Origin of the sequence: Bradyrhizobium sp. SZCCHNGR1005 (genome assembly GCF_032489995.1) — a bacterium.
Taxonomy (GTDB): domain Bacteria; phylum Pseudomonadota; class Alphaproteobacteria; order Rhizobiales; family Xanthobacteraceae; genus Bradyrhizobium.
The window spans coordinates 119,063-141,282 of the sequence record NZ_JAUEZC010000004.1; the positions used below are offsets into that span (position 1 = coordinate 119,063).

General features: G+C 63.2%; 18 protein-coding genes. 6 read left to right on the forward strand and 12 right to left on the reverse strand.

Features of this window, described 5'->3' with window-relative positions; translation table 11 throughout:
* Positions 1–37 precede the first annotated feature (37 nt).
* The 3 genes from QXZ85_RS18295 to QXZ85_RS18305 all read right to left on the reverse strand — a co-directional run bounded on the left by QXZ85_RS18295 (position 38) and on the right by QXZ85_RS18305 (position 2,632).
* A complete protein-coding gene (locus QXZ85_RS18295) occupies positions 38–1,909 on the reverse strand; it encodes an ABC-F family ATP-binding cassette domain-containing protein (RefSeq protein WP_315728932.1) in 1,872 nt (623 codons plus the stop codon).
* 93 nt (positions 1,910–2,002) lie between these two features.
* Complete coding sequence (locus QXZ85_RS18300; protein ID WP_315704193.1) at positions 2,003–2,185, reverse strand: hypothetical protein; 183 nt, start codon at positions 2,183–2,185, stop codon at positions 2,003–2,005.
* 186 nt (positions 2,186–2,371) lie between these two features.
* Positions 2,372–2,632, reverse strand: coding sequence for a sulfur globule protein precursor (locus QXZ85_RS18305; protein ID WP_315728933.1), 261 nt, complete (start codon positions 2,630–2,632; stop codon positions 2,372–2,374).
* A gap of 391 nt (positions 2,633–3,023) precedes the next feature.
* Here QXZ85_RS18305 and ndk point away from each other — a divergent pair, with 391 nt between their 5' ends.
* Together ndk and QXZ85_RS18315 are read left to right on the forward strand one after the other, a co-directional pair.
* Positions 3,024–3,446, forward strand: a complete 423-nt coding sequence (gene ndk / locus QXZ85_RS18310) for a nucleoside-diphosphate kinase (protein WP_315704191.1) — start codon at positions 3,024–3,026, stop codon at positions 3,444–3,446.
* Positions 3,447–3,525: 79 nt separating this feature from the next.
* The gene (locus QXZ85_RS18315; RefSeq protein WP_315704190.1) at positions 3,526–4,392 is read left to right on the forward strand and encodes a TerC family protein; all 867 of its coding nucleotides are present in this window, start codon (positions 3,526–3,528) and stop codon (positions 4,390–4,392) included.
* Between the two features lie 98 nt (positions 4,393–4,490).
* Here QXZ85_RS18315 and QXZ85_RS18320 read toward each other — a convergent pair whose 3' ends face one another.
* The 4 genes from QXZ85_RS18320 to QXZ85_RS18335 all read right to left on the reverse strand — a co-directional run bounded on the left by QXZ85_RS18320 (position 4,491) and on the right by QXZ85_RS18335 (position 8,574).
* Entirely contained in the window at positions 4,491–5,324 is an 834-nt protein-coding gene (locus QXZ85_RS18320) for a molybdenum storage protein subunit alpha (protein ID WP_316174584.1), read from the reverse strand.
* 13 nt (positions 5,325–5,337) lie between these two features.
* Positions 5,338–6,150, reverse strand: coding sequence for a uridine kinase (locus QXZ85_RS18325; protein ID WP_315704188.1), 813 nt, complete (start codon positions 6,148–6,150; stop codon positions 5,338–5,340).
* A gap of 369 nt (positions 6,151–6,519) precedes the next feature.
* Entirely contained in the window at positions 6,520–7,086 is a 567-nt protein-coding gene (locus QXZ85_RS18330) for a DUF2478 domain-containing protein (protein WP_315728934.1), read from the reverse strand.
* 75 nt (positions 7,087–7,161) lie between these two features.
* Positions 7,162–8,574 (reverse strand): aldehyde dehydrogenase family protein, encoded by a 1,413-nt coding sequence (locus QXZ85_RS18335; protein WP_315728935.1) that lies wholly within the window; start codon positions 8,572–8,574, stop codon positions 7,162–7,164.
* A 485-nt stretch (positions 8,575–9,059) separates the two neighbouring features.
* On the opposite strand from QXZ85_RS18335, the gene QXZ85_RS18340 reads away from it, so the two are divergent.
* A complete protein-coding gene (locus QXZ85_RS18340; protein WP_315704185.1) occupies positions 9,060–9,953 on the forward strand; it encodes a phosphotransferase enzyme family protein in 894 nt (297 codons plus the stop codon).
* A gap of 129 nt (positions 9,954–10,082) precedes the next feature.
* On the opposite strand, the gene QXZ85_RS18345 is transcribed toward QXZ85_RS18340, so the two are convergent.
* Together QXZ85_RS18345 and QXZ85_RS18350 are read right to left on the reverse strand one after the other, a co-directional pair.
* Complete coding sequence (locus QXZ85_RS18345; protein WP_315728936.1) at positions 10,083–10,832, reverse strand: glutamine amidotransferase; 750 nt, start codon at positions 10,830–10,832, stop codon at positions 10,083–10,085.
* Positions 10,833–10,950: 118 nt separating this feature from the next.
* Positions 10,951–12,036 carry a substrate-binding domain-containing protein gene (locus QXZ85_RS18350; RefSeq protein WP_315728937.1) on the reverse strand — a complete coding sequence of 362 codons (1,086 nt, stop codon included), beginning with the start codon at positions 12,034–12,036 and terminating at the stop codon, positions 10,951–10,953.
* 118 nt (positions 12,037–12,154) lie between these two features.
* Between QXZ85_RS18350 and QXZ85_RS18355 the strand changes: the two genes are divergently transcribed.
* Entirely contained in the window at positions 12,155–13,642 is a 1,488-nt protein-coding gene (locus QXZ85_RS18355; protein WP_315728938.1) for an aldehyde dehydrogenase family protein, read from the forward strand.
* Positions 13,643–13,770: 128 nt separating this feature from the next.
* On the opposite strand, the gene QXZ85_RS18360 is transcribed toward QXZ85_RS18355, so the two are convergent.
* Genes QXZ85_RS18360 through QXZ85_RS18370 form a run of 3 tightly spaced genes read right to left on the reverse strand, consistent with a single transcriptional unit; the run spans position 13,771 to position 18,774 of the window.
* Positions 13,771–14,976, reverse strand: a complete 1,206-nt coding sequence (locus tag QXZ85_RS18360; protein WP_315704181.1) for an ABC transporter permease — start codon at positions 14,974–14,976, stop codon at positions 13,771–13,773.
* Between the two features lies 1 nt (position 14,977).
* On the reverse strand, positions 14,978–17,740 hold the full coding sequence (gene rbbA / locus QXZ85_RS18365) for a ribosome-associated ATPase/putative transporter RbbA (RefSeq protein ID WP_315704180.1): 2,763 nt from the start codon (positions 17,738–17,740) through the stop codon (positions 14,978–14,980).
* Positions 17,737–18,774 carry an HlyD family secretion protein gene (locus tag QXZ85_RS18370; RefSeq protein WP_315744453.1) on the reverse strand — a complete coding sequence of 346 codons (1,038 nt, stop codon included), beginning with the start codon at positions 18,772–18,774 and terminating at the stop codon, positions 17,737–17,739. Before QXZ85_RS18370 ends, rbbA begins: the two co-directional genes overlap by 4 nt.
* A gap of 283 nt (positions 18,775–19,057) precedes the next feature.
* Between QXZ85_RS18370 and QXZ85_RS18375 the strand changes: the two genes are divergently transcribed.
* Both QXZ85_RS18375 and QXZ85_RS18380 read left to right on the forward strand, forming a co-directional pair.
* Positions 19,058–21,322 (forward strand): DUF3141 domain-containing protein, encoded by a 2,265-nt coding sequence (locus tag QXZ85_RS18375; protein ID WP_315744455.1) that lies wholly within the window; start codon positions 19,058–19,060, stop codon positions 21,320–21,322.
* 306 nt (positions 21,323–21,628) lie between these two features.
* Positions 21,629–21,985: an SPW repeat protein gene (locus QXZ85_RS18380; RefSeq protein WP_316174587.1), complete on the forward strand. Its 357-nt coding sequence runs from the start codon at positions 21,629–21,631 to the stop codon at positions 21,983–21,985.
* The last annotated feature ends 235 nt before the right edge of the window (positions 21,986–22,220 follow it).

Sequence of the window (22,220 nt, forward strand, 5' to 3'; positions counted from 1 at the left end):
AGCGGATACTTTTTGAACGGAAACAGTCGGCTCTCCGCTAGCCCGCCGCTGCATCCTCATAGGCACTGCTCGCCAGCAGCCATTGCTCTTCGGCGCGCTGCAGCGCTTCGGTCGCGTTGGCGCGCGCCTTCGACAATTGTGCCGCCTGTTTCGGATCACGGCTGAAAATATCAGGCATCGCCAGCGCCGTGTCGATCTTGGCGATGATGTCGGTAATGCGCACGATCTCCGCTTCGGCCGCGGAGATCTTCTGCTTCAGTGCGCTCCGCCTGTTGTCGCCGCGTGGCCGCTCCGCCTTCTCGGCCGTCGGAGCACGTTCGTTCCCGCGCGCCGGCGCGCCGCTGCGTGTCGACAGCACCATGCGCCGGTATTCATCGAGATCGCCATCGTAGGTCTTCACGGTGTGATCGGCCACCACCCAAAGCCGATCGGCACAGGCCTCGATCAGATAGCGATCGTGCGAGACCATGATCACCGCGCCCGGGAATTCATTGATCGCCTCCGCGAGCGCGGCGCGGCTGTCGATGTCGAGATGGTTGGTCGGTTCGTCCAGGATGATCATGTTGGGACCGAAGAAGGTCGCGAGGCCCAGGAGCAGCCGCGCCTTCTCGCCACCCGACAGGCTCTTCACCAGGGTATCGGCCGCCTTGCCCGAAAAGCCGATCGCGCCTGCACGTGCCCGGATTTTCGATTCCGGCGCGTCCGGCATCAGCTTGCGCACATGACTGTAGGGCGAGCCGGCCTCATCGAGTTCATCGAGCTGATGCTGGGCGAAATAGGCGATGGAGAGCTTGTCGGCACGGGTGACCTTGCCGGAGAACGGCGCCAGCCGGCCGGCCAGCAGCTTCACCAGCGTGGACTTGCCGTTGCCGTTGGCGCCGAGCAGCGCGACACGGTCGTCATTGTCGATGCGCAAGGTGATGCGGTTGAGCACGGGCTGTGCAGGGTCATAGCCCACTGAGGCATTGTCGACGGCGATGATCGGCGGTGACAGCAACTTCTCCGGTGCGGGGAAGGTGATCTCGCGCACGTCCTGGGTGACGAGTGCGGCGATCGGCTTCATCCGCTCCAGCATCTTGACGCGGGATTGCGCCTGGCGCGCCTTCGAGGCCTTGGCCTTGAAGCGGTCGACGAAGGCCTGCAGGCGGGCGCGCTCCGCCTCCTGGCGCTTCACCGCCTTGGCGTCGAGCATCTCGCGTGTGGCGCGTTGCTCCTCGAACGAGGAGTAGCTGCCGCGATAAAGCGTCAATTTCCCGCGGTCGAGATGCAGGATCTGGTCGACCGAGGTTTCCAAAAGGTCGCGGTCGTGGCTGATCACGATCACGGTGCGCGGATAATGCGCAAGATGATCCTCCAGCCACAACGTACCTTCCAGGTCGAGATAGTTGGTCGGCTCGTCCAGCAGCAGGAGGTCCGGTGCGGCGAACAGGGTCGCAGCGAGCGCCACCCGCATGCGCCAGCCGCCGGAGAATTCGGCGCAGGCGCGGGCTTGGTCCTCGGTCGAGAAACCAAGGCCGCTCAGGATTGCGGCGGCGCGCGCCGGGGCCGAATGGGCATCGATATCCGTAAGCCGCGTCTGGATGTCCGCGATCCTATGCGGATCGGTCGCGGTTTCGGCTTCGCGCAGCAGGGCGTCGCGTTCCAGATCGGCCTTGAGTACGACCTCGATCAGGCTTTCGGGGCCGTTCGGCGCCTCTTGCGCCAGGCTGCCCACCCGCCAGCGGGGCGGCAGGCTGATCGCGCCGCTTTCGAGCGCGAGTTCGCCGCGGATCGCCCTGAACAGTGTCGATTTTCCGGTGCCATTGCGGCCGACGAGGCCGACGCGGGCGCCGGGTACGATCTGCACCGAGCTGCTGTCGATGAGAAGCCGTCCGGCGAGCCGGATCGAGATGTCGGTGATGGAAAGCATGCGGGCGTTGTCACCGCAGCCGGCACCAAACGCAACCGCTTTGTGATCACGGCCTGCGATATGACCGATTGTGACCTCCGCGCCATACCGGGCTCACTCTGCCCGTCCCATGTCGCGATCCTGCTTTCCCAGTTCGTCGATCAGGCGCTGGAGCTGGCGGGGCAGGCGGCTATCCGGCGGCAGGCTGCGCTGCAGCCGTTCCCCCACGGCGTCGCAGATCGATCGGCTGGTCTTGCGATCCATCGCCTCGCTGAAATCGGTGGTACAGCCGGTCATGGCAGAGTTCCAGAAGCGTGTTCAATATGATGCCGTACCAAGTCATGGCGGGGAGATTGGTTTCCGCTCCCGCTGAGATTGCAGGGGATTTTAGTAAACAAGGAATGAAAAAAGCCCCGGCGGGGGCTCGCCGGGGCTTCTCAAGATCGGCGCTGCGGGGGACCGGAGAGCTGCGCCGATACTCGCTTAATAGCAGCGGTTGACCAGGCGCCAGCGCGGCCCCCAGGGGGTCGGGACCAGGCGGCGAACGTAGCACCCACCATAGCCGTAGCTGTAATAGGGGCCACCGGCGAAGACGCGCGGACCGTACCAGGGGCGGTGCCAGCCATAGCCATGCCATCCGCCATACCAGCCGCCGTGCCAATGAGCCGAGGCCGCCGTCGGGGCGAGGGCGGCTGCGCCCAAAGACACTGCGGCGACCGCCATGAGGGAGAGTTTGCGCAACATGATCGTCTCCTGGGTTACGGCGCTGATGGCGCCACACTGAACGACGCGTGAGGCTGGGAGATGGCGCTCCTGACGAGACAGCTCGCCACCGCCTGATGAAGAGGATCTTACGTCCGAGAAGGTGAATGCTGGTGGCACACGCCCTTCAGACTGGGTTCAGGATTGTGAAATTGTTGTAACCGCTACGCTGCTTCTCCCAGCGTCATTCCGGGCGATGCGACAGCATCGAACCCGGAATGACGAGATTCCGGGTTCGGCCCTGACGGGCTGCCCCGGACTGACGGCGCACTTTTGACGTGTCGGACTAATCCGTCCTGCTCGCTTGCGGTCGCCCGATCACGCCGATATAAGCCCGCAACCCACAAAACCTGCTCTTCTTGAGGACGATATCATGGCGATTGAACGCACCTTTTCGATCATTAAGCCCGACGCGACCGAGCGCAATCTGACCGGCGCGATTAACGCGCTGATCGAGAAGGCCGGCCTTCGGATCGTTGCGCAGAAGCGCATTCGCATGAGCCGCGAACAGGCCGAGACCTTCTATGCCGTGCACAAGGCGCGCCCGTTCTTCGGCGAACTGGTCGACTTCATGATCTCGGGTCCGGTCGTCGTTCAGGTCCTGGAAGGCGAGGGCGCGATCCAGAAGTACCGCGACGTGATGGGCGCTACCGATCCCGCCAAGGCTGCGGACGGCACGATCCGCAAGCTGCATGCGAAGTCGATCGGCGAGAACTCGGTGCACGGCTCGGATGCACCGGAAACCGCCGCGGTCGAAATCGCTCAGTTCTTCTCCGGCAACGAAATCGTCGGTTGAGCGCGGGGCGCGGAGCCCGAATGGCCTCCGCGCCGTGATCGCCGTCCTGCTCCGATGGGCGGCAGCGAAGGGGTAGGCCGTGAATTGGCTGTCGCAGGTCACTGATCCCGCCGGTCTCGGCCACGTCTTGGCGCAATTCCAGAACAGCGTTCAGACCGCCGGCTTCTGGCTGGCGCTCGGCAAGATCATCTGGATCAATATCCTGCTGTCCGGCGACAATGCGCTGGTGATCGCGCTGGCCTGCCGCGGCCTTCATGGCCGCCATCGTTTCTGGGGCATGGTCGCCGGCTCGGGGATCGCGGTCGCGCTGCGCATCGCCTTTACCGGAATCGTGGCGACGCTGATGGCGTTGCCCTATTTGAAGCTGATCGGCGGGCTGGCGCTACTCGTGATCGCGGCCAAGCTCGTGGTGCCCGAAGACGAAGACGACGAGATCGCTGCGGGTACCACGCTGTGGCACGCGATCCGGATCGTGGCGCTCGCCGACGTCGTCATGAGCCTGGACAATGTCATTGCAGTCGCGGCCGCCGCCAATGGCGATGCCTCGCTGTTGATCCTCGGCCTTGCCATGAGCATTCCGCTGATCATCGCCGGTGCTGCGCTGATCATGCTGGTGCTCGACCGTTTCCCGCTCCTGGTCTGGCTCGGCGCGATGCTGCTCGGTTGGGTGGCCGGCGAGGTGATCGCGACCGATCCGGCGATCGAGCCGCTTCTGCACTACCTGCTGGATGGCACGGTGATCATGAATGTCGAAGCTGCTTCGACGCTATTCGCCGGCAAGACTCATTTCGGCATCCATCTCGATGTGATGGAGACGGTGGTCTCGACCTTGGCAGCGCTCGTCGTCCTCATCGCGGGCTCGATCTGGCGCGGCCGCACCTTGCAGCGGCAGGCCAAGGAGGAGTTGCTGCAAGCCGCGCCTGCGCGAGGCATCGATCTGCCCTGATGGCAGGACGAGAGCGGCCACGTTTTCCGGTGACGGGATAACAAGATGAAGGCCGCTTGCCGGAGCGAGCGGCCTTCGCTGTATGTCGGTCGCTTCGATCAGGCCGGGCGTGCGCCGGTGTGAATGATCGAGCCGACGTGCTGGCCGCGTAGCGCAGCGCTAAGTCGGCCCGGCACCAGCCCGTTCACGATCTGCACGCGTGCGATATGGCGCGCGGAGGTCATCACCTCGAGCAGCGTCCGATCGAAGGGCAGGGTGCCCTCGAGCTTCGCAAGTTCAGCGGCGCTGGTCTCGGCCAACAGCTCCGCCTTCGCGCCGCCGGGTCCGTTCGGATCGCTGCTGTAGACCCCATCCACGTCCTCCACGATCGTGAGCCCGGCTGCACCGAGCGCGTCCGCGATCAGGAAGGCGCCGGTATCGGCGCGGTGCGAGGGGATGCGCGAGGTCGGGAATTCGTGATGATGATAGGGCGGAAACGCGCTGCCGATGACGGCACGTGCGGCAGCGAGGTGGATGGCGAGCTGGTTCGCGATCGTAGGATGCTCGATGTAGGAGACGCCCTCCGGAGCCAGCAGGCTTGCCAGGATGTGGCCGTTCTGGCCGGCCTCGCTGGCCGCGAGCGGGGCCAGTGAACCCACAGGCAAACCGAGGTCGAGACCCACGCCGTAGAGATGGCGGGCGCGGATGCCGGCACCGGTCAGGATCAGCATCCTGTGCTCGGGCAGCAGCTTCCGGAGTTCGTCCACGAGCGGCAGGATCGCCTCGGCGCCGCGATCCATGATCGAGCGGCCGCCGATCTTGACGACCTGGAGCCAGGGTAGAAGCGGGATCGGGCGCCGGCCGGCCACGGGGTGGGTGAGCTTGTCGTCGAGCAGGGTCTGGCGTGCGAGCGGCGAGGCGACGTGCTTGATGGTGTTGGTGGTGTCGTCCATGGCAGTCGGCCTTTCAGCTCGCAGTAATGATGGTGCCGACGTGCTCGCCGGCGAGCGCGCGGGTGAGATTGCCGGGGACGAGGCCGTTGACGACCTGAACCTGGTGGACATGGCGGGCCTGCTCGAGCAGGTCGAGCATCGGGAATTCGAGCACGGAATCGGCGAGCCCCTTGGCCTTCATCTCCGCCACCGTGATCTTCGGAATGAAGGTGGCCTTCTTCTCGGTCTTCGGGTTCGCGGTGTAGAGGCCGTTTTCGTCCTTCACGTAGATCATGGCCTTGCAGCCGAACTGCTCGGCGACCAGGAAGCAGCCGGCATCGGTGCGGTAGGGCGGGATGACGCCCTCAGGCGCAGGGCGCATCCAGAGGCCGTAAGGCGGCATGCCGCTGAAGACGACCGCGTTCACTTCGGCGAGATAGAGCGGCACCGCCGAAAGCCCGGCGCCATCGACTGCGGAGATGCCGTGCTTGGCCAAGAGCTGCCCGAGCATCACCGCGTTCTGGTCGGCAACGGAGGCGCCGAGCTGCGACAGCACGCCCGCCGGCAGATTGAGCCCTGCCGCGATCGAGTAGAGGTGCCGCGCCCGTGTGCCGGCGCCGGTCCCGATCAAGAGCTTATGGCTGTGACGAGCGGCGACGATCTCGTCGACGAGCGGGTAGACGGCAGCGCGGCCGCGGTCGATCACGCTCTGTCCACCGATCTTGATCACGGTGGCGTCGGGGAGGATTCGGAAATCGGCTGCCTTCTCCGTCGCCGCGATAAGCTGCGTGTCGGTGAGCGAGCGCTGCATCAGCAGTGCCTCGAGCTCTGCTGTCGTCGTTGCCATAAGACGTCCTTTCATTCTTCAATGCGCGAATGCGGGTCTTCGGCGAGCCGTAGCGGGCCGAAGACCACCCTTCTCTGCGCGTTTCCTGGATCGCTCTGCCTGTTTGTTGAGCAGATAAGACGGTACGGTGGGTACCTGGTGCCAACGGCTTTCTGCGAGCTCTGTTCGGCTCCGTGTCGGAACGGCGGCGAAAAATGATCCGTTAGCAGTCCGGCGTCAACGGTGATCGCCGAATATCTTTGATAATCAATAAGCTATATCTGATCCTATACAGGATGCGGAGTAGGCCGAACGGAACGGCTGCGATGAACGGCAAAACGCGTCTACGACAGCATCATGAATTGGCGGCGCAGATTGCCGGCCATGCTCTCATTTGAAGACTTCGCAAACGGTGGGAGCCCGTTGCTGGATTGGGACCGCATGGCGCCTCGAGACCCCGTGCCACCAGCCATCGAGTGCATCGCGATCGCAGCGAAGCTTGACGCTCATGCCCTCCGCAAACTTGATCCAGTCCGTGAAGCGGTGGCGAGGAACGGCGATCACCACGGGGATGTCGGCATCAATAGCCCGTTCGATGAGGTAGCGGAGGCCCCGGCCTGCGCACTCTTCTCGACCGAAGCGGTTGATGATCAGGATGTCGGCGCCGTCGTCGAGCGCACGCGCCACTCGAGCCCCCGCGTTCAGCAGACGGCTCACTTTCAGCCGGCGACCGGGAGAACGAGATCCAACATCCTGCAACAGCGCAAGCTCCGAGCCGTCGTGCAGAAGCATTGCCGAAATGTTGGGGACATTCACGTAATGGCGTCCGATCTGTACCAGACCGACCGCACGGAAGCCGTTTGCATTCGAGGTTGCGGCAAATTCGCGCAGCACCGAGTCCGGGTCTTCGCCGGGATCGAAGACCAAGGCGGCAAGATCGCACTGGGCATCGAACATCGCGCGGCTCCCTCTTGAGGATTGCGGCAACGGTTGTTTGAGGGGCTGCGGCTTGCCGCAGCCCCCATGATTGGCTCAAGCCGTCGCCGCCGGTCCGTTGATGATCTGCAACTGCGTGAACTCGGCCAAGCCTTCCTCGGCGAATTCGGTGCCGATCCCCGATTGCTTGGCGCCGCCGAATGGAATGTTCGGCGCCATGTCGAGGTGCTTGTTGATCCAGACCGTCCCGGCCTCGATTCGGCCTGCAATGTCGTGCGCACGCGCGGGATTGGACGACCAGACCGAAGCGCCCAGGCCGTAGCTCGTGGCATTGGCGCGACGGATCACATCATCGTTGTCGGAATATTTGATCACCGGGAGCACCGGACCGAACTGCTCCTCGTCGACAAGCTTCGAGCCTTCCTTGATGTCGCGCACGATGGTCGGCTCGATGAAATATCCCGGGCGGTCCATGGCCGCGCCGCCGGCGATGACTTTGCCGTTCTTATGCGCATCCTCGAGAAACGCCTTGACCTTCTCGTACTGCATCTTGTTCTGCAGCGGCCCGAGCTTCGTCCCTTGCTTGGCGCCGTCATCGACCACGGTATTCTTGGCGATCGTCACCAGCTCGTTGCAGACGTCGTCATAGACGCTCTCATGCACGTAGAGTCGCTTGATGGCGAGGCAGACCTGGCCCGAGTTCTGGAAAGCGCCTTCGAAGATGCCTGGCGCGACCGTCTTCGGATCGACATCGTCGAGCACGATGCCGGCATCGTTGCCGCCAAGCTCCAGCGTGATCCGTTTCAACGTCTGGGATGCGCTCGCCATCACCTTCTGGCCTGTCGCGGTCGAGCCGGTGAAGGAGATCTTGCGGATATCGGGATGCCTGGTCATGTGGTCGCCAAGGTCGTTGGCGTCGGCGATGACGTTGAGGACGCCCGGCGGGAGCACATCTTTGACAAGCTCGGCAAAACGCAACGTCGAGAGCGGGGTCGTGGGGGCCGGCTTCACCACCAGCGTGTTGCCGGCAAGCAGGGCCGACGGCAGCTTGAAGCTGAGGATCAGAAGCGGGTAGTTCCAGGGGATGATCGCGCCGACGACGCCGAGCGGACGGCGATAGGCTTCGACGCGGCGTTCGCCGGAATTCTCGATCACCCGCATCGGCAGATCGAGCGAGCTGAGATAGCGGAAGAAGGCCGCCATGCCGAAGACTTCGCCGGTGGCGTCGGTCAGCGGCTTGCCCTGTTCACTGGTCAGGATGCGAGCAAGCTCGCTCGCGTTGGCTTCGACGATATCGGCCATCTTGCCGATGAGACGGCGTCGCTCCTCGATCGGGGTTGCAGCCCAGGCCGGGTAGGCGGCCTTGGCGGCTGCGACTGCTTGGTCGAGCTGCTCCTTGGAGGCGCGCGGACATTGCGCCAGCACCTCCTCGGTTGCCGGGTTGAGAACAGGCATGATCAGATCGCCGGGAACCATTCGTCCGTCGATCAAAAGGCTATAGTCAGTCATAGGCATTGCACTCCCTGTCGAACGGGCCGTCTCGGCCTCGTTATATTCATGTATATATCACGATAGGATGAGGCGAGCCACCGCGATGAGCGGCGGCGACAGACGGAGCTTCGTGCTGGCCGGCGATGGGTGCATTGAAATATAACAAAGAATTGAATCGGCGGCACGTAGTCGCGATGGATCCGGCATTTGTGGCGGAGTTAAGCTGGAAAGCGTCGCATCTTTCGTGATTCTGTGTCGTTTCGAGCCTGCGAGGGCGAGGGCTGGAGATCGGCTGCGGACCTGAGAGCCAAGCGCGGTTCGACCGCCGTAACAGGGTAATCAGTGCCGTCCGATGCAGAGATTTCCTCCTTGACAGCCGTCAATACATGCCGGCTTCTCGGCAGAAGACCTGGAAAGCCGCAATTTGCCTACGGAGGAGTATGCGGCTGCCGATGCTATCGGCTTTCTCTGCGATCGAAAAACTATAAAGCTGGACTTTTAGCGTGACCAACTTCGAAGCACTCGTTGCCGGCTGGTTCGATATTGCGCCGGGAGCCGTGCGGATGATCACGGACGGGGTCAACAAGAATCTGCGCGTTGTGAGCGAACATGATGATTTGTTTGTTCGATTCTCGCCCGCCACTTTGCATAGTCGCGATGAGCTTGAAAGCGAAGCTGCCTTGATAGCGAGTTTGCGCAAGCATGACGTGCCATGCCATGAGCTCGCCGATATTGATGGAGTCTCGGTTCTTGGCCCCGAAACGGTCAATGGCATCGAGTACAATGTCTTGCTGAGCCGAACGATCCCCGGATGTGCGCTCACGACGACTGCGCAAGACGCTCGCGCTTTCGGGCAATCGCTGGCTCAGCTGCACCGTGCACCGATCGAGGGGCTGGCGCGCACACTGGCCATCAACGTCAACGGCGGGGACGACATTGACCCGGCCGTACGGGTAGTGTTTCGAGATCTGACCGATTTGGTCGACCAGTTGGCCGACGAGTCCGCCGCATTGTTTGGCATCTGCCACGGTGACGCCTGGCTGGGCAACGCAATCAACAGTGATGGGAAAGCGGTGCTTTTTGACTTCGAATTTTCAGGTCGTGGGCCGCTTGCATACGATATCGCGACATTCATCTGGGCGCTGCGTGCGGAAGGCAATGAAGATGAGGCTGCCATCTTTGCGAGCTTCGTAGAGGGGTACCGGTACGAATATGACCTGAATTTCAGTGAAGACGATATGAAGCTGAATTTGCTGCGCAAAGAGATCAATAACATCAGATTTCTTTGTCAGAACATCACCATGTCACGCGACGTTAAGCTTGCCACAGCCAAGTTCGCCCGTGAGACGTTCGACTTTGTCTTGAGCGGCGACCTTTCCCGATTTGCCTGGGCATGAGAACGAACCGCTCCCGGCCATGCTCCGATCTTGACGGGTTATGGAGGTCTATTGCCCCTCGACCTATCGAGCAGGCATCGTGTCGTTGTCCGCAGGGCTGGAGGCCACAGTTTCGACTTGGCGATGGCTTCACGCCTCGACCCTCGGAAGGCGGAAGCTCTCGATCGGCGCGATCTGATGCAGCCATTGGCCGAAGACCCGTTCGGCTTGCGCGAGAAGGCCGGCACGGTGGCGCTGTGTTTGCGCGCGCAGATCCGTCACCGCGATATTGGCGGCAGCAAGTTCGACGGCATGGCCGACGTACCATTCTTCGAGTTGTCGCGGATCGGCTTCAAGGTGGAATTGCAGGGCGAGCGCATGTTGGCCGTAAGCGAACGCCTGATTTTCATAATTTTCGTTGAACGCGAGCCGTACGGCCTCTGGCGGTAGCTCGAAGGTGTCGCCGTGCCAGTGTAGAACGACGGCGCTGCCGTCCTGCAGTCCCTTCAGGCACGACAATGCGCCTTCCTTGGTCAGTTCGACCTTGCCCCAGCCGATCTCCTTGACCGGGCCCTTGTGCACGCGGGCCCCGAGCGCGCGCGCCATGATCTGGCTGCCGAGGCAAATGCCGAGCGTCGGAAGGTTCCGCTTCAATCTGTGTTCCACGAGCGCGATCTCGTCGGTCAGGAACGGATAGCTCTCCGTCTCGTAGACCCCGATCGGTCCGCCCAGCACGATCATGAGGTCGGCATCCCTGATCGAGGCATGTGTCAGGTCTTCGACCGTGGCCTCACAGAAGGAGACATCCCAGCCGTTGCGCTCCATGATCGGCGCGAGCAGGCCAAGATCCTCGAATGCAACATGACGAAGGGCCACCGCGGAGCGACGAGAATGGATCATCAGGAGATTCGCTCCTCGGTACGGCGCTGCTGTACGCTGCTTGACGGCTTACGTTGTATGAACGTGAATATAACGCGGAGAAGCGCGCTCCGTCCAGTCCGCTCCCGGTGGGGCAGGGCTATGCCCCGGTGTCGACGCGGTCGAGAAACTCGCGCACGGTATGGACCGACCCGGTCTCGGCGGGCTGATAACCGGGCAGTGCGGCGATCGCCTCGTGGAATTCGCGGCCTTTCATCAGCTCGATCACGCGGCGCATCGGCTCGGTGTCGAGGAAGGACTGGCGGCAGACGAAGAAATAATCCTCGGTCAGGACGCGGATGAAATCGAGCCCGAACTGCCGGGCGGCGGCCTCGACGCCGAAGCACGCGTCCGCCATGCCGCTTGCGACATAGGCGGCCACGGCGGCGTGGGTAAACTCGATCTGCTGCGCGCCGTTGATGCGGGTCTCGTCAAGTCCATGTGATGCCAGCAACTGGTCGAACAGCAGCCGCGTTCCGGAATCGTGATCGCGATTGACGAAGCGGGCCTTGCCATCCGCGAGGTCGGGGAGCGCGCGGATGTCGAGCGGATTGCCGCGCTTGACCATCAATCCCATCTCGCGGGTCACGAAGCTGATGACGCGGTCGTGCCTCGGATCGAGCCATTCCCGGCAGGCCTGGATCCCTTGTGCGCGCAGCTCGCCGCGCGGCAGGTGGAGGCCCGACAGGTCGCAGGCCCCCTGGGCCAGCGAGGCCAGGGAATATTGGCTGCTGACATAGCGCAGGTCGACGCCGATGCCGGGCTCGCGGTCGAGCAGTTCTCGCAGCTTGGCCACGGCAAAGCCATGGCTGGCATGCACGCGGATTACCGAGGGACGCTGCTGCAGGAACGGCTTGATCTCGGTCGCCAGCTCCTGCGCGAGGTTCTCCAATTGCGGACCGAGCCTCGCCTGCATCCGTTCGCCCGCCCAGACCAGCTTCTCGCCGAAAGCGGTCAGTCTCGATCCCTTGCCACGACGCGTCTCGACCAGCGGCACGCCAAAGAAATCGGACCATTGCTCGATCAGATTCCACACATGCCGATAGGAGAGATGCGCGTCATTGGCGGCGCTGGTGATCTTGCCGGTCTTCCCGATCTCGCTGAGAACGCCGAGCATCACGACGATGCTCTGCGGACTCTCCTCCTTGTGAAACCGCCAGACGGGCTCGATCGTAATTCGCAGCATTGCTGAGCCCCTGTTATGAAGGCGAGTTCATATGTTCGGGCCGCCATAGGCAGAACATATCATATTTACGATCTCATATTTCCTCCTACCGTGGCATACAAGAGACGGAGGAAATATGATGTCGACTGCATATGATTACGAGCGGGAATCGAGCGCTGCGGCTTATCTTGCAAGGCCGCTTCAGCTGTTGATCGATGGGCGCCAGGTGCCGTCATTGTCCGGGCGGACGTTCAAATCGCTCAATCCGGCGACCGAGGAGGTCATTGCGACGATCGCCGAGGGCAACGCGGCGGACGTCGATCGCGCCGTGGCGGCTGCACGGCGGGCCTTCGAGGGACCGTGGCGCACGATGCGGGCTGCCGAGCGCGGCAACATCCTGCTCAGATGGGCGCAGCTGCTCCGCGACCATGCCGATGAGATCGTCGAGCTGGAGAGCCTCGATGCCGGCAAGCCGATCGCGGCGATCCTGCGTCAGGACCTTCCTGCTGCGCTCGACACTCTGACGTATTATGCGGGCTGGGCCGACAAGATCAGCGGCGACGTCATCTCCACGCGCGACGATGCGCTGACCTACACCGTGCGCGAACCCGTCGGTGTGGTGGCTGCGATCGTGCCGTGGAATTTCCCGCTCATGATCGGCATGTGGAAGCTCGCGCCGGCGCTGGCCTGCGGCTGCACCGTCGTGATGAAGCCGGCGGAGCTGACGTCGCTATCGGCACTGCGGATTGGTGAGCTCGCGCTGGAGGCGGGCCTGCCGTCCGGCGTGCTCAACATCGTCACCGGGCCCGGCCGCACCGTGGGCGAAGCCCTGGTCAATCATCCCGATGTCGACAAGGTGACTTTCACCGGCTCGCCCGGCGTCGGCCGCGGCATCATGAAGGGCGCCGCCGGCAACTTCAAACGTGTCTCGCTTGAGCTCGGCGGGAAATCGGCCAACGTCATCTTCGACGATGCCGACCTGGACGCGGCGTCGAAGGCGGCCGCCAGCGGCATTTTCTTCAACACCGGGCAGGTCTGCTCGGCCGGATCGCGCGTGCTCGCGCAGGAAGGCGTCTATGACGAGGTGGTCGCGCGGCTGGCGGCGCGGGCGAACGCCTTGCGGATCGGCGATCCGCTCGATCGCGCCACCTCGCTCGGCCCGGTGATCTCCGAACGTCAGATGCAGACGATCCTCGATTATGTCGACATCGGACAGAAGGAAGGCGCTTCGCTGGTGACAGGTGGCGAGCGTGCCGCCGGCCGTGGCTATTTCATCAGTCCCGCCGTGTTTGCCGGCGTCACGCATGAGATGCGGATCTCGCAGGAGGAAATCTTCGGTCCCGTCGTCAGCGTCATCAAGTTCACGGACGAGGCGGATGCGCTCAGGATCGCAAACGGCACCGCTTACAGCCTGGCGGCTGGCGTCTGGAGCCGTGACATGGGCCGGGTGCAACGGTTTGCCAAGCGGGTGCGGGCGGGCACGGTGTGGATCAACACCTATGGCTACACCGACGTACGGCTGCCGTGGGGCGGCGATCGCGATTCGGGGCTCGGTCGGGAGCATGGGACAGCGGCGCTGGAGAATTTCACTGAGCCAAAATCCATCTGGATGAACCTGAACGTCTGATCGTTCCTTGATCGCCTTCCAGTTAGAGCCTGCCTCGTCGGGGGTAGTCTGCAGAAGCGGAGTGCGTCGATCGCTCGTCTTGTCGTGGTCGACGCGGATCGGCGCGCTCTGCAGATCTGGAATCAGAGTCAGCCGTTGAAAATGACACGGCGGAAACGATACAGCGCAAGTCCGAAGAAGACGCCGCCGATCACCGCTGTGATCAGAATCTCCGGCCAGACGATCGAGGCGTCCGCGCCGCGGTATAGCACGTCCTGCGAGAAGATCACGAAATGCGGTGTCGGGCTGATGAACTTCATCAGATATTGCAGCCACACCGGCATGCTTTCGAGCGGGGTCGTGCTGCCCGACAGCAGCACCATCACCAGCAGGACCGGGATCGACAGCAAGCCGAACTGTGCCATGGTCGAGGCCACCGTTCCAAGCGCGATCCCGAGCGCCGCAACGGTGAACACGTAGAAGCAGGCTCCGCCCAGGAAGAGCAGCCGCGATCCGGAGACCGGCACCTGCAACCACCATTCGACGACGATCGCCAGCGACAGAGCGGCCGAGGCGACGATGACGATGCCGTTGGCCAGGATCTTGGAGAGCATGATCTCGGATGGAACCACCGGCATCACCAGAAGATGCTCGACCGTGCCTTGCTCGCGTTCGCGAATGAGCGCGGCGCCGCTGAGCATGACCGTGATCATGGTGAGGTTGCTGATGACCTGCATGACCGCGGTGAACCAGCTCGATTTCAGGTTCGGATTGAACTTGACCTCCGTCACCGTCTTGAGCAGCGCGCCGAAATTCGCTTCGCGCCCCGTGACGAACTGCGTCACGTAGTCGGTGATGACATTCTGGATATAAGTCATGCCGTTGAACGCCTGGGCCGCCGCCGTGGCATCGACGTCGATCTGGACCGAGGGCTGCCGACCGGCGAGGATATCGGCCTGGAATCGTGGCGGGATCTCGATCACGAAAATAACGCGCTGCGAGTTCATCGCTGCATCGATCTCGCTCGCATTGAGCGCGATCGCGGGCTTGAAGGTCGGTGGGGTGAGGCCGTCGGCGATCCGGCGCGACAGATCGGAATGGTCTTCGTCGACGATGCCGACCGAAAGATTTTTCGCTTCCGTGGAGGCGCCGGTGGCGGCGGCGTAGATCGCGATCGTGAAGGCGTAGGCGACAAGCAACAGCATGACCGGGTCGGAGCGAAAGCTGCGAAGCTCCTTGATCGTCAATCGGTAGATGTTGGCCAGGTGCAGCCGCAGCCTGGCCAGCCGGCTCGTTCGAGCCCGCTGCACCAGTGTCGGCGGTCGCCGTGAGGCCTCTGTTTCGCCTGCCGACATCTCAGTTCTCCTGTTTCTGCAGCAGGATGTGAGCCGCGCCGAAGAAGCCGACTGCGAACATCACGAGGATCAGCATGTTGAAGCCGAGATCGGAATAGCTGAGACCTTTGGTGAAGGTGCCGACACTGATCGGCTGAAACCAGGCGGCCGGAAAGATCAGCCCGATCAGGCGCCCCTGGCCGGTGAGGGATGAGACCGGGACGAGCAGACCCGAGAAATTCACGACCGGGATGATGGCGAGGATCGTGGTCGCGAACACCGCTGCGACCTGGGTCCGGGTGAAACTCGAGATGAATTGTCCGAAGCCGCAGGTCGCGAAGACATAAAGCAGGGATCCGAGAGCGAGGGCGCCGAACGATCCTTTGACCGGCACGTGGAACACGATCCGCGCCATCAGCACCAACAGGACGAAGGTCAGCATCCCGACGATCACGTAGGGAAATTGCTTGCCCATCAGGAATTCGAATTTGCTGACGGGCGTCGAGCGGAAATTGGCGATCGAGCCGGTTTCCTTTTCGCGGACGACACCGATGGTCGCCATGACCGCCGGGATCAAGACCAGCATGATCACGACGACGCTCGGAACCATGCTGAAGACGCTTTTGAACGCCTGATTGTAGCGGAAGCGATTTTCGATGTGCACGCTTCCGAGATACGGGCTGGAGAGGGCGTTGGGACCGAGGCGCTCGGTCGCGAGTTCCTGCGCGTAGCGAAGCAGCAGGCCGTTGACATAGCCCTTCGCGGTCTCGCCCCGAAAGGGCATGGCGCCGTCGATCCAGAAGGCAGCCTCGGGCGCGCGCAGGGCGGCCAAATCGCGGCCGAAGCCGGATGGGATCTCGACGACGACGGCGAGTTCGCCGCTCCGCATGCGCTGGTCCAGCTCGGCCGACGAACTGACCGGAGGCTGTTCGGAGAAGTAATGTGAACCGGAGAAGCTTTCGAGCAGCCGGCGGCTTTCCGGCGTCTGGTCCTGGTCGAAGGCTGCATATTTCAGGTTCTCGACATCGAAGGTGATGCCGAAGCCCATGGCGAGCATCAGAACGAGCGGACCGACGAAAGCAAAGGCGAGCCGGATCGGATCTCGGATCAGCTCCATCGTTTCGCGCCGCGCATAGGCCCACATCCGTCCCGCGTCAAATCGCTTGACCCTGGCCGGTTGCCCTGGCCTGGGGGCAGGCGAACTTGCATCAGCGTGTGCTTGCGGCGTCGGCGCGATGTTGCTCTCCTCGCCTTCGGCGGCTTCCTCGAGGTAGGAGATGAAAGCATCTTCCAGCGAGTCCTTGCCACGCGCCTTGGTCAGCTCCTTCGGCGCGCCAACCGCAAGCACCCGCCCTTGATGCATCAGCGAAATACGGTCGCAGCGTTCGGCCTCGTTCATGAAGTGGGTCGAGAGAAAGATGGTGACGCCATCGTTGCGGGAGAGGTCGATCAGCGTGCGCCAGAACGCGTCGCGCGCCACCGGATCGACGCCCGACGTCGGCTCATCGAGAATCAGCATCGCCGGACGATGCAGGACCGCCACCGCAAGCTGCAGTCGCTGCTTGACGCCGAGTGGCAGGCTTTCCGGCTTGGCGTCCACCACATCCGCGAGTTCATAGCGCTCCAGCAGCTCCTTGAGCCTGCCGTCGATCTCGTTCGACGGCAGGTGGTAGAGGTGCGCATGGAGCTCGAGGTTTTGCCGGACGGTCAGCTCGCTGTAGAGCGAGAATGCCTGCGACATGTAACCGACATTATGCCGCGCTTCCATGTCGTCAGCCGCCATCGGCTTGCCGAACAATTTGGCCGAGCCCTCGGTGACCGGCAGCAGGCCGGTCATCATCTTCATCGTCGTGGTCTTGCCGCAGCCATTCGAGCCCAGAAAGCCGAAGATCTCGCCGCGCCCGATGCGAAAGTTCACGTGGTCGACCGCGACGAAATCGTCGAACCGGCGCGTCAAATCTATAGCTTCGATGGCTGGGGTCAGGTCGTCGCTTTCGCTGCGCGGTCGGACGATGACCTCCAGATGCTGCGCGCGCTTTTCCGGCGGCAGCAGGGCAATGAAGGCATCGTCGAGCGTGGTCTTGTCGGCCTTGGCGAGGATCTCCTTCGGCGTACCGTGCGCGATGACCTTGCCCTCATCCATCGCGGCGAGCCAATCGAACCGGCTGGCCTCGTCCATGTAGGCCGTGGCGACGATCACGCTCATTTGCGGGCGCCGCAGCCGGATCGAGTCGATCAGCTCCCAGAACCGCCGGCGCGACAAGGGATCCACGCCGGTGGTGGGCTCGTCGAGGATCAGCAGGTCCGGGTCATGCATCAACGAGCAGCACAGGCTCGCCTTCTGCTTCATGCCACCGGAGAGCTTGCCGCATGGCCGGTCGGCGAAGGGTTCGAGGCCGGTCGCTTTCAGCAGTTCGTCGATGCGCGCGCGGCGCTCGGCGGCGCCTTGGCCGAACAGGCGGCCGAAGAAGTCGATATTGTCGAACACGCTGAGTGTCGGATAGAGATTGCGGCCCAGGCCCTGCGGCATATAGGCGATGCGGCCGTAACTCGCGCGGCGGTGGTCTTCATTGGCCATGTCGCCGCCGAGCGCCATGACCTTGCCGGTTTGAATCTTGCGCACGCCGGCGATGAGGGCGAGCAGGGTGGATTTGCCGACGCCGTCGGGCCCGATCAGGCCGGCCATGCAACGGGCGGGAATGTCGAGGCTCAGCTCATCGAGCGCAAACGTCTTGCCGTAGCGATGCGTGACGTGGGCGACCTTGGCGACAATGGTCTCGGTCATTGCGGCAGCTTGACCTCGAGCTCGCTCGGCCAGACGATCTTGGGGTCGGTACGCGCGAAGCCGAGCCCGCGCACGCCGGTCTTGACCGACTTGTGATACTTGTCCAACACGTTCCGATCGATCTGGAGCTTGACGCGGAACATCAGCTTCTCGCGTTCCTCGCTCGTCTCGACGCTTTTGGGCGTGAACTGGGCGTCGCTCGCGACGAAGCTGATGCTTGCGGGAATCACGTATTCCGGAATCGGATCGGCGATGACGCGCGCCTGATCGCCGATGGTCAGCCGGCCGGCCTGGGCCGCCGGCAGATAGATCGTCATATAGACGTCGTTGAGATCGAGAATGGTGAGGACGCGCTGGCCGGAGGCGATCACCTCGCCGGCGCGTGCCAGGCGGTATTGCACGCGTCCGCTGCGTGGCGAGACGAGCGTCATGTCGACCAGCATCGATTGGTAGCGGTCGACGTCGGCCTCGGCGGCCTTGATCGATGACTCCGCCTGATCGCGCTGGGCATTGGCGGCCAGATATGCGGCTTCGGCAGCTTCGAACCTGTTGCGCCGCGTATCCACCACCTGCTGGGCGATATTGCCGCTTTGCAGCAGGGACTTGCCGCGGTCGTAATCGGTCCTGGCGAACGACAGGTCGCTCTCGCGCTGCGCGATCAGCGCAATCGCTTCCGCCAGGGCCTGCTTGGCCCTGAGCACCTGCGCCTGGGCAGCACGGAGCAGAGCCTCGGTCTCCGGTGATGCGATGGTGGCGACCACCTGGCCGGCCGTGACCTCATCGCCTTCGTCGACCGTCAGCGTCGCGAGGCGGCCCGGGTATTTCGCGGCCACGTCCACCTGCGTCGCTTCGATGCGGCCATTGGTCTTGACGATGCCGTCGGGCATATCGCGGCCATGCAGCCGGTTGATCAGCGTCTCCACCGCCTTCCGCGCATCTTCGATCGGTTTGGGCGAGAACGCGTCGGCGCGAGCTGTCGCGATCAGGGCCGTTCCGTCCCAACCCTGCAGCAGCGATGTTGCAACTGACAGCATGAGGCAAACTGGAATCGCTCGGCTGCACAATAAAAGAGCATTCCGTCGTGGAAGCATGATCGATCCTTGTCGTACCGCGCGGATGCGGCGAGCACGTGCCCGCCGGCACTTTGAACTCCAAGGACGATGACAGATGGGCGCAGCCGGTTGTTGATTTCAGTCAACGGGGGACGGCGCGCCAGCAAATAGGATGTTCGGCGTCTGGCGCCCTGCGACACGACCCGGCGCTTGCCGATATGAGCCTTGCGGGGATTCCCGCCGCGTGCCTCGAATGGAGAACGCAGTGACCCAGTCCATCGCCGATGCGAGCGCTCTTCGACTTTTGAGGCCACCGAGAGTGCTCGAACGACTATCGAGCCAGATCGGGGAAGCGGCGCCGACAGCGTTGAGTCGGTTGCAGGAGCACCAGCGCGTCTGGCAGCAGTCCGTTCCACCGAACGATCTCACCGACTATATTCGTGATGCCTGGGAGCGATCGGTCCTGTTCTTGGACATCTTGCGCCAGCGCGGCAACCAGCACGAGGAGATGCTGGCGCATGAGGTGAGTTCGGTCCTGATCTACGACAGCGAACTGGTGATGCGCGGTGATGAGTTGCCGAGGCCGGTCAATTATGGGCTCGTGCGCGTGATTCCGCCCGAGGGCGTCGAGAGCGATGACCGCAAGCGCCCGGTTATCGTGATCGATCCGCGGGCCGGGCAGGGGCCGGGGATCGGCGGCTTCAAGCAGATCAGCGAGATTGGCGAGGCGTTCAAGGCCGGTCATCCGGTCTATTTCGTAGGCTTTACGGCACAGCCGGTGCCGGGGCAGCAGATCGAAGACGTTGCGCGTGCGTTCGTCACCTTCGTCGAGAAGGTTGCGGAGCTTCATCCCGATGCACTCGGCAAGCCGTTCGTGTTCGGCAATTGCCAAGCGGGCTGGCACGCGATGATGGCGGCCTGCATGCGCCCCGACGTGGTCGGGCCGATGGTGATTGCGGGCGCGCCGCTGTCGTTCTGGGCGGGAGTCCATGGCGAGAATGCCATGCGTTATCTCGGCGGCTGGTATGGCGGGAGCTGGCTCGACCGCATGATCAGCGACATGGGCAACGGCATCTTCGATGCGGCCTGGCTGGTCGCCAATTTCGACAATCTCAACCCGGCGAATACGCTGTGGACGAAGCAATACACGGTCTGGGCCGATCCGGAGCAGGAGGCGGAGCGCTATCTGAAGTTCGAGAAATGGTGGGGTGATTTCGTCGTGCTGCGCGGCGAGGAAATGCAGTGGATGGTCGACAATCTCTTCATCGGCAACAAGTTCTCGACCGGTCAGATCGTCACCAGCGACGGCATCCGCCTCGATATCCGCGAGGTGAAGAGCCCGATCGTCTGCTTCTGTTCGCACGGGGACAATATCACGCCGCCGCAGCAGGCACTGGACTGGATTCTCGACAATTACCAAAGCGTCGACGAGATCCGGGAATTCGGTCAGCGGATTTTCTACACGATCGACGCGAAGGCGGGCCATTTGGCGATTTTCGTCGGCACCAGCGTTGCTGCGAAGGACCATGCCGAGTTCATCAACAACATGGAGCTGATCGACACCATGCCGCCCGGTCTCTACGAGATCGTGATCACCGATGCTGCCGAGGGCGGCTACGATCTGTCGATCGAGACGCGTGGGCTCGATGATATCCGCGCGCTGGGTTGCAACACGCTGCAGGACGAGCGTGAATTCGCCGCAGCCGCGCGGGTCTCGGAGATCAATAACGCCCTCTATCAGACCTTTGTGCAGCCTTGGATCAGGATGGTCAGCGGTCCGCAGGTCGCGCGCGCGGTTTTGGATTTCAATCCGCTGCGACTTGGTTACTCGGCCTTCTCGGACAAGAATCCGATGATGCGGATCGTCGCGCCGCTCGCCGAGTCCGCCAGGGCGGAACGCACCGCCATCTCCGCCGACAATCCGTTTCTCGCCATGCAGCGGCAATTCTCGAAGGCCATGGTGGACGCGCTCGATCTCTTCCGTGCACTGCGCGATGAACATGTCGAACGCAGCTTTCATGCCGTCTATGGCTCGCCGCTGGTCCAGGCTGCCTGTGGTGTTTCTCAGGACGATGGTCCGCCGCGGCCCCGGCCGGGGCTGTCGCCTTTCGTTCTTGCGGCTGCGGAGGCCGAGAAGCAACGCTTGCGGGACAGGATCGCAAAGGGAAGCGTGGTCGATGCCGTCGCCCGCATGCTGGTCTATATCGGCCGGGCACAGCGTCGGATCGACAAGAGGACCTTCGCTTCCTTGCGCCAATTGCTGCTCGCGCACCCGGAGGTGCCGCCAGCGGAGTTCAAGGCTGCGCTGCGTGAGCAATGGGCGATCCTGGCCGTCGATGAGCGCGCCGCGATCGATGCCTTGCCAGGGTTGTTGCCGTCGCCGGGGTCCGAGGGACGGCGCGCCTGTCTCGATGCGCTGGAGGCCTGCGTCGCTGCGGCCGGCAAGCTGAATGCCGACGGGCAGCAGCGATTGAACAGGTTGCGACGCATGCTGGTGGCCGGAGGCGGCAACGCCGAAGGGACAAGCTGAAGGACGCGACGGCGAAGCCGCCGCGGATTGACCTTGCAGCACGCGGAACGAGGATTCCGCCCGCCGTCGCGGCCATGTTCCCCACCGGCATCTCCGCTGGGCTGCCCGCTGTTCCGGGAGGTGCGCACCGGCACTGTGGCAGGCGTGCAGGCATCGTGCAGGCCTATTGTGTGCCCCTCGTAAGGGACGTCCCGTCCGTCCGGACACTGGAATTGGAGCCGTCCCGGCGGAATTGGGGAGTTGCAGCGGAACCGTAGGACTGTTGCTCAGTTAACACGCGTAGGTTGCTCCCTGATGGAGGGACTGATGGATAGATCGAACGCGAAGTTGTGCGATGTCGCCAACCTGATCCTTGGCGCGATCCTCCTGTTCTCACCCTGGATCTTCGGCTTTGAGGCCGGACACCTGTCCCAGAATGCCGTCGTCTCCGGCATCGTGATCGCAGTCTTGGCGATTGCCGCGCTGGCTGCCTTCGCCGTCTGGGAGGAGTGGCTCAACCTCATCGTCGGCCTGTGGGTCCTGGTTTCCCCGTGGGTACTCGGATTCGAAGGGAACCGGACAGCCATGGCGGTCCATGTGGTCATCGGTGCGCTGGTGGCGATCCTCGCGGCGGTGGAAATCTGGATGACCCAGACGCCGTCGCGGATTACGACGAGCCGCTGAACGCGGTCGCAGGACCGCTCTCATCGTGACGTTGGCGCGGCCGCGAATGGCCGGATCAAACGTCGGCGCAACGGACATTGCGGTGGCGACGGTACGTCGCCGGCGTGCAAGCGTGCGCGCTGACCGTGTCATGCCTCATCAGCCGGCGCGCGAAAGTTTGGCCAGGTGCCGGGCGGTATCGGCCGCCTTGTGTGCCGCGGGTCGCGTGCGGACATTCGTGAGACGATGTTTGACC

Bases quoted from the DNA above. Each gene is read 5' to 3' on its own strand.
- QXZ85_RS18295 (WP_315728932.1), bottom strand. From the start codon at position 1,909: ATGCTTTCCATCACCGACATCTCGATCCGGCTCGCCGGACGGCTTCTC.
- QXZ85_RS18300 (WP_315704193.1), bottom strand. From the start codon at position 2,185: ATGACCGGCTGTACCACCGATTTCAGCGAGGCGATGGATCGCAAGACC.
- QXZ85_RS18305 (WP_315728933.1), bottom strand. From the start codon at position 2,632: ATGTTGCGCAAACTCTCCCTCATGGCGGTCGCCGCAGTGTCTTTGGGC.
- ndk (WP_315704191.1), top strand. From the start codon at position 3,024: ATGGCGATTGAACGCACCTTTTCGATCATTAAGCCCGACGCGACCGAG.
- QXZ85_RS18320 (WP_316174584.1), bottom strand. From the start codon at position 5,324: ATGGACGACACCACCAACACCATCAAGCACGTCGCCTCGCCGCTCGCA.
- QXZ85_RS18325 (WP_315704188.1), bottom strand. From the start codon at position 6,150: ATGGCAACGACGACAGCAGAGCTCGAGGCACTGCTGATGCAGCGCTCG.
- QXZ85_RS18330 (WP_315728934.1), bottom strand. From the start codon at position 7,086: ATGTTCGATGCCCAGTGCGATCTTGCCGCCTTGGTCTTCGATCCCGGC.
- QXZ85_RS18335 (WP_315728935.1), bottom strand. From the start codon at position 8,574: ATGACTGACTATAGCCTTTTGATCGACGGACGAATGGTTCCCGGCGAT.
- QXZ85_RS18345 (WP_315728936.1), bottom strand. From the start codon at position 10,832: ATGATCCATTCTCGTCGCTCCGCGGTGGCCCTTCGTCATGTTGCATTC.
- QXZ85_RS18350 (WP_315728937.1), bottom strand. From the start codon at position 12,036: ATGCTGCGAATTACGATCGAGCCCGTCTGGCGGTTTCACAAGGAGGAG.
- QXZ85_RS18355 (WP_315728938.1), top strand. From the start codon at position 12,155: ATGTCGACTGCATATGATTACGAGCGGGAATCGAGCGCTGCGGCTTAT.
- QXZ85_RS18360 (WP_315704181.1), bottom strand. From the start codon at position 14,976: ATGTCGGCAGGCGAAACAGAGGCCTCACGGCGACCGCCGACACTGGTG.
- rbbA (WP_315704180.1), bottom strand. From the start codon at position 17,740: ATGACCGAGACCATTGTCGCCAAGGTCGCCCACGTCACGCATCGCTAC.
- QXZ85_RS18370 (WP_315744453.1), bottom strand. From the start codon at position 18,774: ATGCTGTCAGTTGCAACATCGCTGCTGCAGGGTTGGGACGGAACGGCC.
- QXZ85_RS18380 (WP_316174587.1), top strand. From the start codon at position 21,629: ATGGATAGATCGAACGCGAAGTTGTGCGATGTCGCCAACCTGATCCTT.